The organism is Pseudomonas sp. Irchel s3b6, from assembly GCF_900187415.1.
Classification (GTDB): Bacteria; Pseudomonadota; Gammaproteobacteria; order Pseudomonadales; family Pseudomonadaceae; genus Aquipseudomonas.
The window spans coordinates 341649-358267 of the sequence record NZ_FYDM01000005.1 but is presented as its reverse complement, the minus strand read 5'-3'; the positions used below and the strand labels follow the sequence as shown (position 1 = coordinate 358267).

The 16619-nt window shown below is 62.6% G+C and carries 11 protein-coding genes and 1 rRNA gene; 9 read left to right on the top strand and 3 right to left on the bottom strand.

What is annotated here, in order from left to right:
* The 7 genes from rrf to CKW07_RS12200 form a co-directional block, all read left to right on the top strand.
* Positions 1–103, top strand: a 5S ribosomal RNA gene (gene rrf, locus CKW07_RS12230); the annotation flags it as partial.
* Between the two features lie 165 nt (positions 104–268).
* Entirely contained in the window at positions 269–3721 is a 3453-nt protein-coding gene (recC, locus tag CKW07_RS12225; RefSeq protein WP_095145126.1) for an exodeoxyribonuclease V subunit gamma, read from the top strand.
* Positions 3718–7407: an exodeoxyribonuclease V subunit beta gene (gene recB, locus CKW07_RS12220; RefSeq protein WP_095145125.1), complete on the top strand. Its 3690-nt coding sequence runs from the start codon at positions 3718–3720 to the stop codon at positions 7405–7407. Before recC ends, recB begins: the two co-directional genes overlap by 4 nt.
* Positions 7404–9491, top strand: coding sequence for an exodeoxyribonuclease V subunit alpha (gene recD / locus CKW07_RS12215; protein ID WP_095145124.1), 2088 nt, complete (start codon positions 7404–7406; stop codon positions 9489–9491). Before recB ends, recD begins: the two co-directional genes overlap by 4 nt.
* A 160-nt stretch (positions 9492–9651) precedes the next feature.
* Positions 9652–10227, top strand: coding sequence for a YfiR family protein (locus CKW07_RS12210; RefSeq protein ID WP_095145123.1), 576 nt, complete (start codon positions 9652–9654; stop codon positions 10225–10227).
* On the top strand, positions 10224–11492 hold the full coding sequence (locus CKW07_RS12205; protein WP_095145122.1) for a diguanylate cyclase domain-containing protein: 1269 nt from the start codon (positions 10224–10226) through the stop codon (positions 11490–11492). The genes CKW07_RS12210 and CKW07_RS12205 overlap by 4 nt, the downstream gene beginning before the upstream one ends.
* A 74-nt stretch (positions 11493–11566) precedes the next feature.
* On the top strand, positions 11567–12019 hold the full coding sequence (locus CKW07_RS12200; protein ID WP_095145135.1) for an OmpA family protein: 453 nt from the start codon (positions 11567–11569) through the stop codon (positions 12017–12019).
* Here the strand turns inward: CKW07_RS12200 and CKW07_RS12195 are convergent.
* The gene (locus CKW07_RS12195; protein WP_095145121.1) at positions 12016–12963 is read right to left on the bottom strand and encodes a LysR family transcriptional regulator; all 948 of its coding nucleotides are present in this window, start codon (positions 12961–12963) and stop codon (positions 12016–12018) included. The genes CKW07_RS12200 and CKW07_RS12195 overlap by 4 nt on opposite strands.
* Positions 12964–13112: 149 nt before the next feature.
* Between CKW07_RS12195 and CKW07_RS12190 the strand changes: the two genes are divergently transcribed.
* Both CKW07_RS12190 and mmsB read left to right on the top strand, forming a co-directional pair.
* Positions 13113–14639: a CoA-acylating methylmalonate-semialdehyde dehydrogenase gene (locus tag CKW07_RS12190; RefSeq protein WP_095145120.1), complete on the top strand. Its 1527-nt coding sequence runs from the start codon at positions 13113–13115 to the stop codon at positions 14637–14639.
* A gap of 10 nt (positions 14640–14649) precedes the next feature.
* A complete protein-coding gene (gene mmsB / locus CKW07_RS12185; RefSeq protein ID WP_095081776.1) occupies positions 14650–15537 on the top strand; it encodes a 3-hydroxyisobutyrate dehydrogenase in 888 nt (295 codons plus the stop codon).
* Between the two features lie 226 nt (positions 15538–15763).
* Here mmsB and CKW07_RS12180 read toward each other — a convergent pair whose 3' ends face one another.
* Entirely contained in the window at positions 15764–16108 is a 345-nt protein-coding gene (locus tag CKW07_RS12180) for a cupin domain-containing protein (protein WP_095081774.1), read from the bottom strand.
* 104 nt (positions 16109–16212) lie between these two features.
* Positions 16213–16584 (bottom strand): MerR family transcriptional regulator, encoded by a 372-nt coding sequence (locus tag CKW07_RS12175; RefSeq protein WP_095145119.1) that lies wholly within the window; start codon positions 16582–16584, stop codon positions 16213–16215.
* Between the last annotated feature and the right edge of the window lie 35 nt (positions 16585–16619).

The window sequence follows — 16619 nt, the reverse complement described above, 5'->3', positions numbered from 1 at the left end:
GAGCATTGGAACCACCTGATCCCATCCCGAACTCAGCAGTGAAACGATGCATCGCCGATGGTAGTGTGGGGTTTCCCCATGTGAGAGTAGGTCATCGTCAAGATTAAATTCCGAAACCCCTATCTGCGTAAGCAGGTAGGGGTTTTGTTTTTGTGCGCGAAAAAGTTTCCACTCGCTTGCCATGGCATCGGATTGCTTCAGGCTGTCACAGGCACCTGACAATGCTAAGGTTCGACCCTGGCTTTTGCACATTTCCAAGGAAGCTCTCATGGCGGACGCCTCGCTGCTCAGCGCTGGCTTTATGGTGGTCCACGGCAATCGCCTGGATGAACTGCGTAGTCTGGTAGTCAGTTGGATGCGGCGTTATCCGCTCGCGCCTCTGGAAAATGAAATTGCTCTGGTGCAGAGCAACGGCATCGCCCAATGGCTGAAGCTGGCATTGGCCGAAGACCCTGAAGACGACGATATGGGCGGCTGTGGCATTGCAGCGGCCATTGATGTGCAGTTGCCTGGCAGCTTTATGTGGCAACTCTATCGGCTGGTGCTGGGACGCGACGAGATCCCCGCCAAATCCTTGCTGGACAAGGCACCCCTGACCTGGCGTTTGATGCGGCTACTGCCGGAGTTGATCAATCAGCCGCACTTCGAACCCCTGCAACGCTTTCTGACCAACGACACCGATCTGCGCAAGCGCTATCAATTGGCTGAGCGCCTGGCGGACTTGTTCGACCAGTATCAGGTCTACCGCGCGGACTGGCTGGAAGACTGGGCAGCAGGACGTCATCAGCTTCGTAATGGCCGAGGCGAGAGCAAACCCCTGACACCGGCTAACTGTTGGCAGGCCGAGTTATGGCGTGCGTTACTGCTGGATGTGGGTGAGCAAGGCATGGCGCAAAGCCGTGCCGGTGTTCACCAGCGCTTCATTGAAACCATCACCCGCCTGGACACAGCCCCCCGTGGTTTGCCGTCCCGGGTCATCGTTTTCGGTATCTCTTCACTGCCCGCCCAAGCCCTGGAAGCCCTCGCTGGATTGGCGCGTTTCAGCCAGGTCCTTTTGTGTGTGCATAACCCATGTCGTCACCATTGGGCGGACATCGTCGCCGATAAGGACTTGTTAAGGCACCAATACAAACGTCAGGCGCGCAAGGCCGGCATGCCCGTGGTGCTTGACCCGCAGACCCTGCACCAGCACGCACACCCGTTGCTGGCGGCCTGGGGCAAGCAAGGTCGTGACTACATCAACCTGCTCGACAGCTACGACGATCCCAACAGCTACCGTTCGGCATTTCGCGACGGCCGCATCGACCTGTTCAGCGATACCCCGCCGCTCACCCTGCTCAACCAACTGCAGGACGACATCCTGGAGTTGCGTCCGCTGAATGAAACTCGCCAGTTGTGGCCGGCCATCGACCTCACGCAGGACGAGTCGATTCGTTTTCACATTGCTCATAGCGCACAACGTGAAGTGGAGATTCTCCATGACCAGTTGCTTGCGCGCTTCAGTGCCAACCCTCAGTTGCGCCCACGGGATGTGATCGTGATGGTGCCGGACATCGACAGCTACGCGCCTCACATTCGGGCAGTGTTCGGCCAACTTGAGCGCGAGGATCGGCGCTTTATCCCCTTCACCCTGACGGATCAGGGCCAGCGTGGCCGTGACCCGCTGCTGATTGCCGTCGAGCATTTGCTCAAGTTGCCCGATAGCCGATTCCCGGTCAGTGAAATCCTCGACTTGCTGGACGTGCCCGCCTTGCGGGCCCGATTCGGGGTACAAGAGCGCGACCTGCCGACGCTGCATCGCTGGATAGAAGGCGCGGGTGTTCGCTGGGGCATGAATGCCGAGCAGCGTGCCGGCCTGGGGCTGCCAGGTGAGCTCGAGCAAAACAGTTGGCGCTTTGGCTTGCGCCGCATGCTGCTGGGCTATGCCGTGGGCAGTGGCGAGGCCTGCGATGGCATCGAACCCTACGATGAAATCGGCGGCCTGGATGCGGCCCTGATCGGCCCGTTGGTGGCCTTGCTCGATGCCTTGCAGATTGCTCACCAGGAGTTGTCACGACCGGCGTCGCCCGAGCAATGGGGCGCGCGCCTGCAAGCCCTGATGCAGGTGTTTTTCCTGGCCAGCAATGAGCACGACGACTACCTGCTCGCCCAGCTCGAGTTGCTGCGCGAAACCTGGCTGGAGACCTGCGAGTCGGTTGGCCTGCATGACGAGCTGCCGCTGACCGTCGTGCGTGAAGCCTGGTTGGCCGGTCTCGACCAGGGGCGCTTGTCCCAGCGGTTCCTGGCCGGTGCGGTGAATTTCTGCACCTTGATGCCGATGCGCGCCATCCCGTTCAAGCTCGTATGCCTGCTGGGCATGAACGACGGTGATTACCCGCGTGCGCAACCGCCACTGGACTTCGACCTGATGGGCAGCGACTACCGCCCCGGTGACCGTTCGCGGCGAGAGGACGACCGCTACCTGCTGCTCGAAGCCTTGCTCTCGGCTCGCGATCAGCTCTACATCAGTTGGGTCGGACGCAGTATTCGCGACAACAGCGAGCGCCCGGCATCGGTGCTTATCGGTCAGTTGCGTGATCACCTGGCCAATGGTTGGAGGCTTGTGGATGAGCAGCAAGAGCTGCTGGCGGCGATGACTCAGGAGCATCCGCTGCAGCCCTTCAGTGCACGCTACTTCCATGAAGGTGATCAGTTGTTCAGCTACGCCCGGGAATGGCAGCTATTGCATGAGGATCGCCCGCACACCCAGGCGTCGGTCCTGCTGGATCCCTATGTTCAGGAAGAGCCGCTGAGCCTGGCACAGCTTCAGGATTTCCTGCGCCACCCGGTGCGGCACTTTTTCAGTCAGCGCCTCAAAGTGTTTTTCGAATCGGCCCAGGCACCCCTGGAAGACGAAGAGCCCTTCGTGCTCGATGCCTTGCAGCGCTACAGCCTGAGCGACAGCCTGCTTGAAGCGGCGCTGAGCCATCCGGATCAACCCGAGCAAGCCTTGCAGCTCCAGGCCCAGCGCTTGCAACACAGTGGCTTGCTGCCGATGGCCGGTTTCGGTGAGTGCCTGCAGCGTGAGTTGATCGAGCCGCTGCCGGATCTGGTGCAGCGTTATCAACAGCTGCTGGCGTTGTGGCCCACACCGAACACCAGCGCGCTGCCGGTTTCGCTGCAGCTCAATGGCGTGAGTCTGGAGGGCTGGCTCAGTGGGCTTCATCAACGGGCCGACGGTGGCTTATTGTCGGTCACGACGATCCCCAACAGCATTGGTTCGATCAAGACGCGCAAATGGCATCGGCTGACCCGGCCGTGGATCAACCATCTGGTGGCCTGTGCGTGCGGCTTGCCGATGACCACGGGGTTGGTCGCCAGTGACGACACCCTGCTACTGGCCCCGCTGGACGAAAACGCCGCGCTGAAGATCCTTGGCGATCTGCTGCAGGCCTGGCAGTCGGGCATGCGTCAGCCCCTGCCGGTGGCGGTCAAGACTGCGTTCGCCTGGCTGGGCCAGACCGATCCGGTCAAAGCACAGGCCGCGGCTCGCAAGGCCTACGAGGGCGATGGCTTGACCAGCGAAGGCGAGCGACGGGAAAGCCCCGCGCTGGCACGCCAGTTCGCCGATTACAACGCCCTGATTGCCGATGAAACCTTCGAGGCCTGGTGTGACGCGCTCTACCGTCCGCTGCTCGAAGCCTCCTGGCGTTCCGTGACTCGCGAGGAATCGCCTGCATGACAGCAACAGTCCCCTTGGCATTAGCCTTCCCGCTTCGTGGTAGCCAACTGATCGAAGCCAGTGCCGGTACCGGCAAGACCTTCACCATTTCGGCGCTGTATCTGCGCCTGGTGCTGGGGCACGGCGATCAGTTCAGCGGTTTTGGCCGCGAACTGCTGCCGCCGCAAATTCTCGTGGTGACCTTCACCGATGCGGCCACCAAGGAGCTGCGCGAGCGTATCCGCACCCGACTGGCGGAAGCCGCCCAGTTCTTCCGCGACGAAACACCGGCCCCCGACAGCCTGATCGCCGACTTGCGCGGGCAGTACAGCGTCGAACAATGGCCCGGCTGTGCGAACCGCCTGGACATTGCCGCGCAATGGATGGATGAGGCCGCCGTTTCGACCATCCACAGTTGGTGCCAGCGCATGCTGCGTGAGCACGCATTCGACAGCGGCAGCCTGTTTACCCAATCCCTTGAGACCGATCACAGCGACCTGCTCGGCGAAGTGGTGCGCGATTACTGGCGCCTGTATTGCTATCCGATGCAGGGCGACGCGCTGAACTGGGTGCGCTCCAACTGGGGCGGCCCGGCGGCCTTGTTGTCGCGGGTGCGTGGACTGTTCGACAGTGAGCGTGACAGCGCAGAGGGCAAGGCACCGGCCGAGTTGATTGGCGAGTGCTTGCAGGCACGACGTGAGGCGCTGGTGGCGCTCAAGGCACCCTGGGTGCAATGGGCCCCCGAGTTGCGTGACATCTGCCTGCAGGGCGTGGCGAGCAAGGCCGTTGACGGTCGCAAGATGCAAGCCCGTTATTTCGAGCCCTGGTTCGAGAAAATCAGCGCCTGGGCCGAGGATGAAAGCCTTGAGCAATTGGACATCGGCACCGGCTTCACTCGCCTGACCCCCGATGGCATGGCCGAAGCCTGGAAAGGCCAGGCCCCCACTCATCCAGGGCTGGACGCCATGTCCGGCTTGAAAACCCATCTGGATGCACTGCCGACGCCGGACGCCGCGGTGTTGAAACATGCGGCGCAGTGGATCGGCGCGCGTTTTGAACACGAGAAACGCCGTCGCGCCGAAATGGGCTTCGACGACATGTTGCTGCGCCTGCGCGCGGCGTTGCAAGCCGAGGGCGGTGAGCGCCTGGCGACCTTGATCCGTGAGCAGTTCCCGGTCGCGTTGATCGATGAGTTCCAGGACACCGACCCGGTGCAGTACCGCATCTTCGAGAGCATCTATCGCATTGAGGACAACAACCCGGAGAGCGGGCTGTTTCTGATCGGCGATCCGAAGCAGGCGATCTATGCATTCCGGGGCGCCGATATCTACACCTACCTGCGGGCACGCCAGGCGACAAGCGGACGCTTGCATACCCTGGGCACTAACTTCCGCTCCAGCCACGGCATGGTCGATGCGGTGAACCATGTGTTCCAGAGGGCTGAATGTCGAGAGCAGGGGCGGGGTGCGTTTCTGTTCCGTGAGCCGGACGGCGAGAACCCCGTCCCCTTTTCGCCGGTAGCGTCCCAAGGCCGCAAAGAGTCGTTGCAGGTCGACGGCCAGGCGGTGCCGGCGCTGAACGTCTGGCAGCTGTCCAGCGAACAACCCTTGTCGGGTGCCGTCTATCGACAGCAACTGGCCGCCGCGTGCGCCAGTGAAATTACCGGGTTGCTCAACGGTGGCCAGCAGGGGCGGGCGGGTTTCGTGCGCGACGCGCAAGCGCTCGTGGACTTGCTGCCGGCCGACATCGCGATTCTGGTGCGCGATGGCAAGGAAGCCCAGGCCGTGCGCAATGAGTTGTCCGCGCGAGGGGTACGCAGTGTCTACCTTTCGGACAAGGACTCAGTGTTCGCCGCCCAGGAAGCCCATGACCTGCTGAGTTGGCTCAAGGCTTGTGCCGAGCCGGATGTCGAGCGTCCGCTGCGTGCGGCATTGGCCAGCATCACCCTTAACCTGTCATTGATAGAGCTGGAACGCTTGAACCAGGACGAGTTGGCCTGGGAAAGGCGCGTCATGCAGTTTCGTGCGTATCGGTTGATCTGGCGGACTCAGGGTGTGCTGCCGATGTTGCGGCGCTTGCTCCACGACTTCGAACTGCCTCAGGCGCTGATTGCCCGCAGCGATGGCGAGCGGGTGTTGACCAACCTGCTGCACCTCTCGGAACTGCTGCAGCAGGCCGCCGCCGAGCTGGATGGCGAGCAGGCCCTGATCCGGCATCTGTCCGAGCACCTGGCGTTGTCCGGGCAGGCCGGTGAGGAGCAGATCCTGCGCCTGGAAAGCGACGAGCAACTGGTCAAGGTGGTCACCATCCACAAGTCCAAGGGCCTTGAGTACCCCTTGGTCTTCCTGCCGTTCATCTGCTCGACCAAGCCAGTGGACGGCAGTCGCCTGCCGTTGCATTACCACGATGAACACGGCAAGTCTCAGGTCTCCATGAGTCCGACGCCCGAGCTCATCGCACGGGCTGACCACGAGCGCCTGGCAGAAGACTTGCGGTTGCTCTATGTGGCCCTGACCCGGGCCCGGCATGCGTGCTGGCTCGGCGTCTGCGACCTCAAGCGTGGCAACAGCAACAGCTCGGTGTTGCACCTCTCTGCGCTGGGTTATGTGCTCGGGGGGGGCGAGCAATTAGCTGAGTCGGCGGGCCTGGCGCGTTGGCTGCGAGACATGCAGCAAGACTGCGTGGCGCTGAGCATTGGCGAGATGCCCGAGGCCAACGACGAGCGCTATCACCCACCGCGCAACGAGGCGAAGTTACTCGCACCGCGAGAGCCCAAACGCAGGGCGGCGGAAAACTGGTGGATCGCCTCCTACAGTGCGCTGCGCATTGGCGATCGCCTGGCGGGTGCTGGCGACGAGGCTCCGGAAAGCCCGCAAGCGCAAAAACTCTTCGATGACGAGCGCCTTGACCCGGACGCCCCCCGTGAGGTGCTCGTCAGTGGCGGTGATATCCATCGTTTTCCCCGTGGGCCGAATCCCGGCACCTTTCTTCATGGCCTGCTGGAGTGGGCCGGCAACGAGGGCTTCAGCGCCGATCAGCAGGCCATCGAAGACGCCATTGCCCGCCGTTGCAACCGCCGCGGCTGGGAAGGCTGGATCACGACCCTGAGTGGCTGGCTGGAACACCTGATCCAGGCACCGTTGCGCCTGGGCGCGGACCAATCGCCGGTGGTATTAGGGCAATTGACCGAGTACCGGGTGGAGATGGAGTTCTGGTTCGCCAGCCACACCGTCGATGTGGTGAAACTCGATGAGCTGGTGCGGCAATACACCCATGGTGGTGCTGCCCGAGTAGCGGCCGAGCCGGTGAAACTCAATGGCATGTTCAAGGGCTTTATCGACCTGACCTTCGAGCACGAGGGGCGCTACTACGTGGCCGACTACAAATCCAACTGGCTGGGTGCCGACGACTCGGCCTACACCGAGCAGGCTATGGAGCAGTCGATGCTCGATCACCGTTATGACCTGCAGTACGTGCTGTACCTGCTGGCGCTGCATCGCCAGCTCAAGGCACGGCTCGCCGACTACGATTACGACCGCCACATGGGCGGCGCCTTGTACCTGTTCCTGCGGGGCACTCAGGCACCGAGCCAGGGCGTGTATTTCACCCGTCCGCCACGCACCTTGATCGAACGCCTGGACCGCTTGTTCCAGGGCCAACCAGAACCCAGGGCCGAAGCCGCCTGGGAGCAGGGTGTATTGCTATGAATCGTTCCTTCGCTGACCTGCTACCCACACCCCTGACGGCCGAGAGTCTGGCGCAACTGGCGCCCCTGAGCCGTGCCGAGGACTTGTTGCTGTTGCTTGAGCGCTGGGTCGAGCGCGGCTGGCTGCGGGCGCTGGACAAGGCCTTTGTCGCCTTCCTCCATGAGCGCGACCCGGACGGTGACCCCTTGGTGTTGCTGGCGGGGGCATTGACCAGTCACCAGTTGGGGCACGGTCACGTCTGCCTTGACCTGTTCGAGACGCTCAAGGAGCCGGACTTCGCCCTGTCCCTGCCGCCGGAAGGCGAGGTGCAGACCGGTACCCGCTTGCTGCCCTCGCAATTGCTGGAAGCCGTGGAAGGCGCCCACTGGTGCAAGGTGCTGGCGTCCAGCCCGCTGGTGGCGTTGGCCGCCGATGGGCGAGAAGAGACCCGGCACCGGCCGTTGGTGTTGTCCGGCAAGCGCCTGTACCTGCGACGGTACTGGGCGTACGAGCGGCGCATCGACAGCGCATTGCGCGAACGGCTGGTGGCCCATGAACCTGTCGCGGCTGATCTGTCCGAACGCCTCAACGGGTTGTTTGGACCGGTCAAGGCCGGTGCCCCGATCGATTGGCAGAAGCTGGCCTGTGCCCTGGCCACCCGTGGTGCATTCAGCATCATCACTGGCGGGCCAGGCACCGGTAAAACCACCACCGTCGTGCGCTTGCTGGCGCTGCTCCAGGCGCCCGCCGTGGAGGCGCAAAAGCCGTTGCGCATTCGGCTCGCGGCGCCGACCGGCAAGGCTGCCGCGCGGTTGACCGAGTCCATCAGCCAGCAAGTCCGTACGCTGCAGGTCGCCGACAATGTCAGAGACAAGATCCCTTCTGACGTGACCACGGTCCATCGTCTGCTGGGCAGCCGTCCGGGCACCCGGCATTTCCGGCATCACGCTGGCAATCCGCTGCCGTTGGATGTGCTGGTGGTCGACGAGGCGTCGATGATCGACCTGGAAATGATGGCCAACCTGCTCGACGCCTTGCCGGCCCATGCCCGCCTGGTGCTGCTGGGTGACAAGGATCAACTGGCCTCGGTGGAGGCCGGCGCCGTGCTCGGTGACCTGTGTCGCGATGCCGAGGCCGGTTGGTACAGTCCACAGACCCGTGACTGGCTGGAAGCGGTCAGCGGTGAACAGCTGAGCGGCAGCGAGCTGCAGGAAGACCTCGATGGCCGTCACCCGCTGGCCCAGCAAGTGGTGATGTTGCGCCACTCGCGGCGCTTCGGTGAGGGCAGCGGCATCGGTCAGCTGGCGCGCTGGGTCAATCAACAGAACGCCGAGCACGCACGTCAGTTGCTGGCGGCCCGTAGCCATGTCGATCTGCATGTGCTGGCGCTCAAGGGCGAGCAGGACAGGGCACTGGAGCGCCTGCTGCTCGATGGCCAGGGGGACGGCCCGAAAGGGTATCGGCATTACCTGAGCCTGCTGCGCAATCAGCGACCGCCCCTGGACGCCGCCCCCGACGATGCTTGCTGGGAGAACTGGGCCCGTGATGTCTTGCACGCCTTTGATGCGTTCCAGTTGCTGTGCGCCGTGCGCAAGGGGCCATGGGGGGTGGAAGGGCTGAACCAGCGCATCACGACCGCGTTGCTCAAGGCCCGACTGATCGACAGCGACCAGCAATGGTACGAAGGCCGGCCCGTGCTGATGACGCGCAACGACTACGGCCTGGGCCTGATGAATGGCGACATCGGCATTGCCCTCAAACTGCCAGAGCGTGATGGGCAGGATGCCGGTCGCCAGGTGCTGCGTGTGGCCTTTGCCCGCAACGATGGCCAGGGTGGTGTGCGGTTTGTGTTACCGAGCCGGCTGAACGATGTGGAAACCGTGTATGCCATGACGGTGCACAAGTCCCAGGGCTCGGAATTCGCCCACACCGCGCTGATCCTTCCGGATGCGCTGAACCCGGTGCTGACCAAGGAGCTGATCTACACCGGCATTACCCGGGCCAAGGACTGGTTCAGTCTGATAGAACCCCGCAGCGGCGTGTTCGAGGAGGCGGTGCGGCGTAAGGTCAAGCGCTTGAGCGGGCTGATGCTGGAATTGGGCTGATGGCTATGAAAGATGACTGATCGATCAGCTTTTCCATGGGGCGCGGGTGCTGGAAACACCGGATAGTCAGTCGGGCCGCGCACTGCGTGGCCTCGCCGCTGTTTCTGTGCTGTGCTATCGTTGCGGCATCATTTTCGTCACGACCAAAGAGAATTCCTGCATGAAGCTGACTGTCTGGACGACAGAATGCATGGTGGGCTGGAAGCGATTCTGGCTGGCCGGGATGTTCTGTTTGTTCAGCCTTCCGCTGTTCGCTCAGTCGCAAACGCCTGTGAGCATGGCCGATCAACGCGCAAAATCCGTCACCCAGGTCGTGCTGGGCATTCTCAGTTATGCGCGCTGGCCGGTAGAGCCGACCCGGTTGCGGCTCTGCGTGATCGGGCCCACGGAATACACCGACGACCTGGTCAAGGGCACGACCCAGGCCACCGGGCGCCCGGTGATCGTGCGCCGCCTGCTGGCCGGTGACCCGGGCATTGTCAGTGAGTGCGATGCGGTCTACCTCGGCAAGTTGACCCCCGAAGAGCGCAGCACGCTGTTTGCCGGATTGAGCGGTCGCCCGGTGCTGAGTATCAGCGAGGGTGGCGATCAATGCACGGTCGGCAGCCTGTTCTGCCTGCAGGTCACCGACAGTCATGTGTCATTCGAGGTCAACCTCGACTCGGTGGCTCGCAGCGGCGTGCGCATTCACCCCAGTGTCTTGCAACTGTCACGCCGTAAACAGGCGGCCCCATGAGCCTGTTCAATAGAAGCGCGCGCCCGACGCTGCGCTCGGTCATTGGCCGTGGCAACCTGATCGTCGCCCTGGTCGGCGTGGCCATGACCAGCTTGTCCCTGACTGCGATGGGCGTGCTGGCCTTGCGGGTGTACGCCGATCACAACCTGCACCTGATCGCTCGCTCCATCAGCTACACCGTGGAAGCGGCGGTGGTGTTCAACGACAACGTGGCGGCGACCGAGGCACTGGCATTGATCGCCGCCACGGAAGAAGTGGCCGATGCCCAGGTGTTCGACGCCAGAGGCCAGTTGTTGGCGCGTTGGCAGCGGCCGGAAACCGGACTGGTGTCTGAGCTTGAAATGCAGATTTCCCGCGCCCTGCTGGAAGAACCCATCCGCCTGCCCATCGTCCATCAGGATCAGCCAGTCGGCAGTATTCTGCTGACCGGACATGGCGCCAGCCTGATGCGCTTCCTGCTCAGTGGATTGGCCGGGATCGTCCTGTGCACCGCGCTGAGTGCCGGGGTGGCGATGTTCCTGGCGCGCCGGCAACTGCAAGGAATCATCGGCCCGTTACGGCGCTGGGCGGATGTCGCCCATGCCGCACGGATCGAGCGCGCGTTTGACCAGCGTGTGCCACCGGCGCGTATCGCCGAACTGGACAGCCTGGGCAATGACTTCAATGCCCTGCTCGATGAACTGGAGTCCTGGCAGACCAATTTGCAAAGCGAGAATGAAACCCTGGCTCACCAGGCCAGCCACGACAGCCTGACCGGGCTACCGAACCGGGCATTCTTTGAAGGCCGCTTGATCCGCGCCTTGCGCAACGGCAGCAAGCACAATCAGCGGGTGGCGGTGCTGTTTCTCGACAGTGACCGCTTCAAGGAGATCAACGACAGTTTCGGCCACGCCGCGGGGGATGCGGTGTTGGTGGCGGTGGCTAACCGGGTCCGGGCGCAGTTGCGTGAAGAGGACCTGGTGGCACGCCTGGGAGGCGATGAGTTTGCCGTGCTGCTGACGCCGTTGCACAGGACCGAAGATGCCGAACGGATTGCCGGCAAGATAATCGACAGCATGCAGATACCGGTTCAGCTGCCAGGCGGTCACTCGGTCCTGACCTCACTGAGCGTGGGCATCGCGATTTTCCCCGATCATGGCACCACCCCTGGCGCCTTGCTCAATGCCGCCGATGCGGCGATGTATCACGCCAAAAGCCTCGCTCGAGGCGGGCAATACACGGCACGGTCGGAGCACCTTGCCGTCAACGTTCAAACCAGGAGCTAACCCCCTTGTTTTCACTGACTCAGCGTTCCCTTCGACTCTTCACCCTGACCCTGACCCTGACCCTGACCCTGTTCATGGCCATGCTGGCCTTGACCGGGTGCCAGACCGCGCCGCCAAAAGGCCTCACCCCCGCGCAAATCACCGTGCTCAAACAACAGGGGTTCGAATTGACCGAGGAAGGCTGGGAGTTCGGTTTGTCGGGCAAGGTGCTGTTTGGCAGTGACGTGGAGCGCCTGAACGTCCAAAGCACTGACATCGTCGAGCGGATTGGCAAGGCGCTGCTGGGCGTCGGCATCGAGCGCGTGCGAGTCGACGGCCACACCGACGCCTCGGGCAAGGAAGCCTATAACCAGCAACTGTCCCTGCGCCGGGCCAAGAGTGTGGCCACGGTACTGACCCGCGTTGGCATGCGCGAAGAGAACATTCAACTGCGTGGCTTGGGCAGCAGCGAGCCGGTGGCACCCAACAACAGCGCTGCCGGACGCACCGAGAACCGCCGGGTGGCGATCGTGGTCAGCGCCGACTAGTCGGCGAATCGCATCGTTCGGGTCTCACCCATCAATAGCGCCTGATTCTGCTCGGTCACGGCGCGGATATAGTCCCAGAGCAGGGTGATCCGCTTGAGCTTGCGCAGGTCTTCGCGGCAGTACATCCAGAACTGCCGGGTGATCGTGATCTCCTCCGGTAATACCGGCAGCAGCCGTGGGTCCTGGGCCGCCAGGAAACACGGCAGGATCGCCAGCGAGCGGCCTTGCTGCGCCGCGACAAACTGCGCAATCACGCTGGTGCTGCGCAGGTTGGCGCTGGCGCCGGGCAGCACGTTGGCCAGGTACAGCAGCTCCGAGCTGAAGGCCAGGTCGTCGACATAACTGATGAACTGATGCTGGCCCAGATCAGCCGGACGGCGAATGGGTGGGTGTTGGTCGAGGTAGTCCTGGGTCGCGTACAACTGCAAACGGTAGTCGCAAAGTTTGCAGCAGACGTAAGGGCCGTGTTCCGGGCGCTCCAGGGCGATGACAATGTCGGCTTCGCGCTTGGACAGGCTGATGAAGTGCGGCAACGGCAGGATGTCCACCGAGATCGCCGGGTAGGCATCGACGAAGTGGCTGAGCTGCGGGGTGATGAAGAAACTGCCGAAACCCTCGGTACAGCCCATCCTGACGTGGCCGGACAACGCCACCCCCGAACCCGAGACCTGTTCGCACGCCATGTGCAGCGTGCTTTCTATGGATTCGGCATACCCCAGCAAACGCTGGCCCTCGGCGGTGAGGACAAAGCCGTTGGTCCGGGACTTCTCGAACAGCAAGGTACCCATGGAGCCTTCCAGCGAGCTGATGCGCCGCGACACCGTGGTGTAGTCCACGGCCAGGCGCTTGGCGGCGGTGCTGGCCTTGCGGGTGCGGGCGACTTCAAGGAAAAACTTCAGGTCGTCCCAGTTCAGGGAGCCCAGGGATGTGATGTTTTTTTGCATGTTGGACCGGCTTTTATGTGCGTTCTTATTAGAAGTTTGCACATCTATACTCCAAAAACAGCCCGATAACCATTTCGCGGTACACGCCTCATCTCAAGGCGACTTGCTCGCCTTGGCTCCTAGCATAATTACAAGTTCCGGAGACCAGCATGAACGCATCGCTTACGCCCAACGAAACCACCGTGCAGACCGTCAAGCTGTTGATCGATGGTCAGTGGGTCGAGTCCAAGACCACCGAATGGCACGACATCGTCAACCCGGCGACCCAGCAAGTGCTGGCCAAAGTCCCGTTCGCCACGGCCGAGGAAGTTGACGCGGCGATCAGTGCGGCCCATCGCGCCTTCCAGACCTGGAAGCTGACCCCGATTGGCGCGCGGATGCGCATCATGCTCAAGCTCCAGGCGCTGATTCGCGAACACTCCAAACGCATCGCCGTGGTCCTGAGCGCCGAGCAAGGCAAAACCATTGCCGACGCCGAAGGCGATATTTTCCGTGGCCTGGAAGTGGTCGAGCACGCCTGCTCCATCGGCAGCCTGCAAATGGGCGAGTTCGCTGAAAACGTCGCCGGTGGCGTCGACACCTACACCCTGCGCCAACCGATCGGTGTGTGCGCCGGTATCACGCCGTTCAACTTCCCGGCGATGATTCCGCTGTGGATGTTCCCGATGGCCATCGCCTGCGGCAACACCTTCGTCCTCAAGCCTTCCGAACAGGACCCGCTGTCGACCCTGCTGCTGGTGGAGCTGGCGATTGAGGCCGGGGTACCGGCTGGCGTGCTCAACGTGGTGCACGGCGGCAAGGACGTGGTGGATGCCCTGTGCACCCACAAGGACATCAAGGCCGTTTCGTTCGTCGGTTCGACCGCGGTCGGTACCCATGTCTACGACCTGGCTGGCAAGCACGGCAAGCGCGTGCAATCGATGATGGGCGCCAAGAACCACGCCGTGGTGCTGCCCGATGCCAACCGTGAGCAAGCGCTCAACGCCCTGGTCGGCGCAGGTTTCGGCGCGGCCGGTCAACGCTGCATGGCCACCTCGGTGGTGGTGCTGGTGGGCGCGGCCAAGCAGTGGTTGCCAGACCTCAAGGCCCTGGCGCAACAACTCAAGGTCAACGCAGGCAGCGAGCCGGGTACCGATGTCGGCCCAGTGATCTCCAAGCGCGCCAAGGCACGGATTCTGGAACTGATCGAAAGCGGCATCAAGGAAGGTGCGAAGCTTGAACTGGACGGTCGCGATGTCAGCGTTCCGGGCTTCGAGCAGGGCAACTTTGTCGGTCCGACCCTGTTCTCGGGCGTGACTACCGACATGCAGATCTACACCCAGGAAATCTTCGGCCCGGTACTGGTGGTGCTGGAGGTCGACACCCTGGATCAGGCCATTGCCCTGGTCAACGCCAACCCGTTCGGCAACGGCACCGGCCTGTTCACCCAGAGCGGAGCAGCGGCGCGCAAGTTCCAGAATGAAATCGACGTAGGCCAGGTCGGCATCAACATCCCGATTCCGGTGCCGGTCCCGTTCTTCAGCTTCACCGGTTCCCGTGGCTCCAAGCTCGGCGACCTGGGCCCGTATGGCAAGCAAGTGGTGCAGTTCTACACTCAAACCAAGACCGTCACCAGCCGCTGGTTCGACGATGACAGCGTCAATGACGGTGTGAACACCACCATCAACCTGCGTTGAGGAGCCGGACATGAAAATCGCTTTTATCGGTCTCGGCAACATGGGCGCGCCGATGGCGCGCAACCTGATCAAGGCCGGCCATTCGCTGAACCTGGTCGACCTGAACAAAGCCGTGCTCGCGGAGCTGGCACAGCTGGGCGGTACCATCAGCGCGACGGCCCGTGAAGCCGCGCAAGGTGCAGAACTGGTGATCACCATGCTGCCGGCCGCCGTGCATGTGCGCAGCGTCTGGCTGGGTGAAGACGGCGTGTTGGCCGGGATCGCCAAGGGCGTGCCCGCCGTGGATTGCAGCACCATCGATCCGCAGACCGCCCGCGATGTCGCCGCCGCAGCAGCCAAACAAGGCGTGAGCATGGCCGATGCACCGGTTTCCGGTGGTACCGGTGGCGCGGCGGCCGGCACACTGACCTTCATGGTCGGTGCTACCCCGGAACTGTTCGCCACCCTGCAACCGGTGCTGGCGCAGATGGGCCGCAACATCGTGCACTGTGGCGAAGTCGGCACCGGGCAAATCGCCAAGATCTGCAACAACCTGCTGCTGGGGATCTCCATGGTCGGCGTCAGTGAAGCCATGGCCCTGGGCGATGCCCTGGGGATCGACACGGGCGTGCTGGCGGGGATCATCAACAGCTCCACCGGCCGTTGCTGGAGTTCGGAAATGTACAACCCGTGGCCGGGCGTGGTTGAAACGGCCCCGGCGTCCCGTGGCTACACCGGCGGTTTCGGTGCCGAACTGATGCTCAAGGACCTGGGGCTGGCCACTGAAGCCGCGCGCCAGGTGCACCAGCCGGTGGTGCTCGGGGCGGTGGCCCAGCAGCTGTATCAGGCCATGAGCCTGCGCGGTGAAGGCGGCAAGGACTTCTCGGCGATCATCAACGGCTATCGCAAACCTCAGTAGGGGTGTTTCCGGGGGACTGCATCGAGTGGTCCCCCGGTTTTTTACATTTAGCCCAATGTAGGAGCGAGCTGGCTCGCGATGGGCGTTAACGATAACGCGTATTTTCTGGATAAACGCGTAGCTCTTGAGTTCATCGCGAGCCAGCTCGCTCCTACATTCTGGGGTGTGTATCTACACGAGATCTTTACCGGGAGCCCACGTCGGGTGGGCTCCCGGTTTTTTGTGCTCAGGCGAACACGAAATACTTGCGCACGGTCTCGACCACTTCCCAGGTGCCTTTCATTCCCGGCTCCACGACGAAGATATCACCGGCACGCAGGTGGATCGGTTCCATGCCGTCCGGGGTGATCACGCAGTAGCCTTCCTGGAAATGGCAGTACTCCCACTTCACGTAGTCCACTCGCCATTTACCCGGTGTGCAGATCCAGGTGCCCATGATCTTGCTGCCATCCTCGCTGGTGTAGGCGTTGAGGTTGACGGTGTGCGGATCGCCTTCGAGCTTTTCCCATTTGCAGGCATCGAGGACGGGCAGCGGATGGGTATCGCGCAGGACGGTAATGGGTTTGGACATGCTGACTCCGAGCGTTAGGCAGGACTGAAGTCGCACCCTATAGCGTCCATCCGCGGGTCAGTTGTCTGTGCTCGACACTGAGCTATCCAGAAACGCGCGCGGCTTCACACTCGCTCGAGCGGGCACTGCTGTTGCACGTGCGCCAGGCTCGCCTGGAGCTTGGACAGTTGCTGGTGTTGCTGGGTCAGTTGCACGATGCTGTCGGCCAGTTGCTGTTTTTTGTCGACGATGGCCTGCAGGGCCAGGTCCCAAGGTGGCGTCTGGTCGCGGTGGTCCTGAAGCATCACCTGCATTTCCTTGAGCTTGAAACCCAATTGCTGGGCGCATTTGATGAAGCTCAACAGGTCGACACTGTGCTGGTCGTAAATGCGGTATTTGCCTTGACGCTGCGCGGGCGGTAGCAGGCCGATGTCTTCGTAGTGACGGATGCTCTTGATGGTGGTGCCCGACAGCTTTGCCGCTTTACCGATGTACATGAAAAGTCCCTTTTTCGTGAGTGTCCCGGATGACA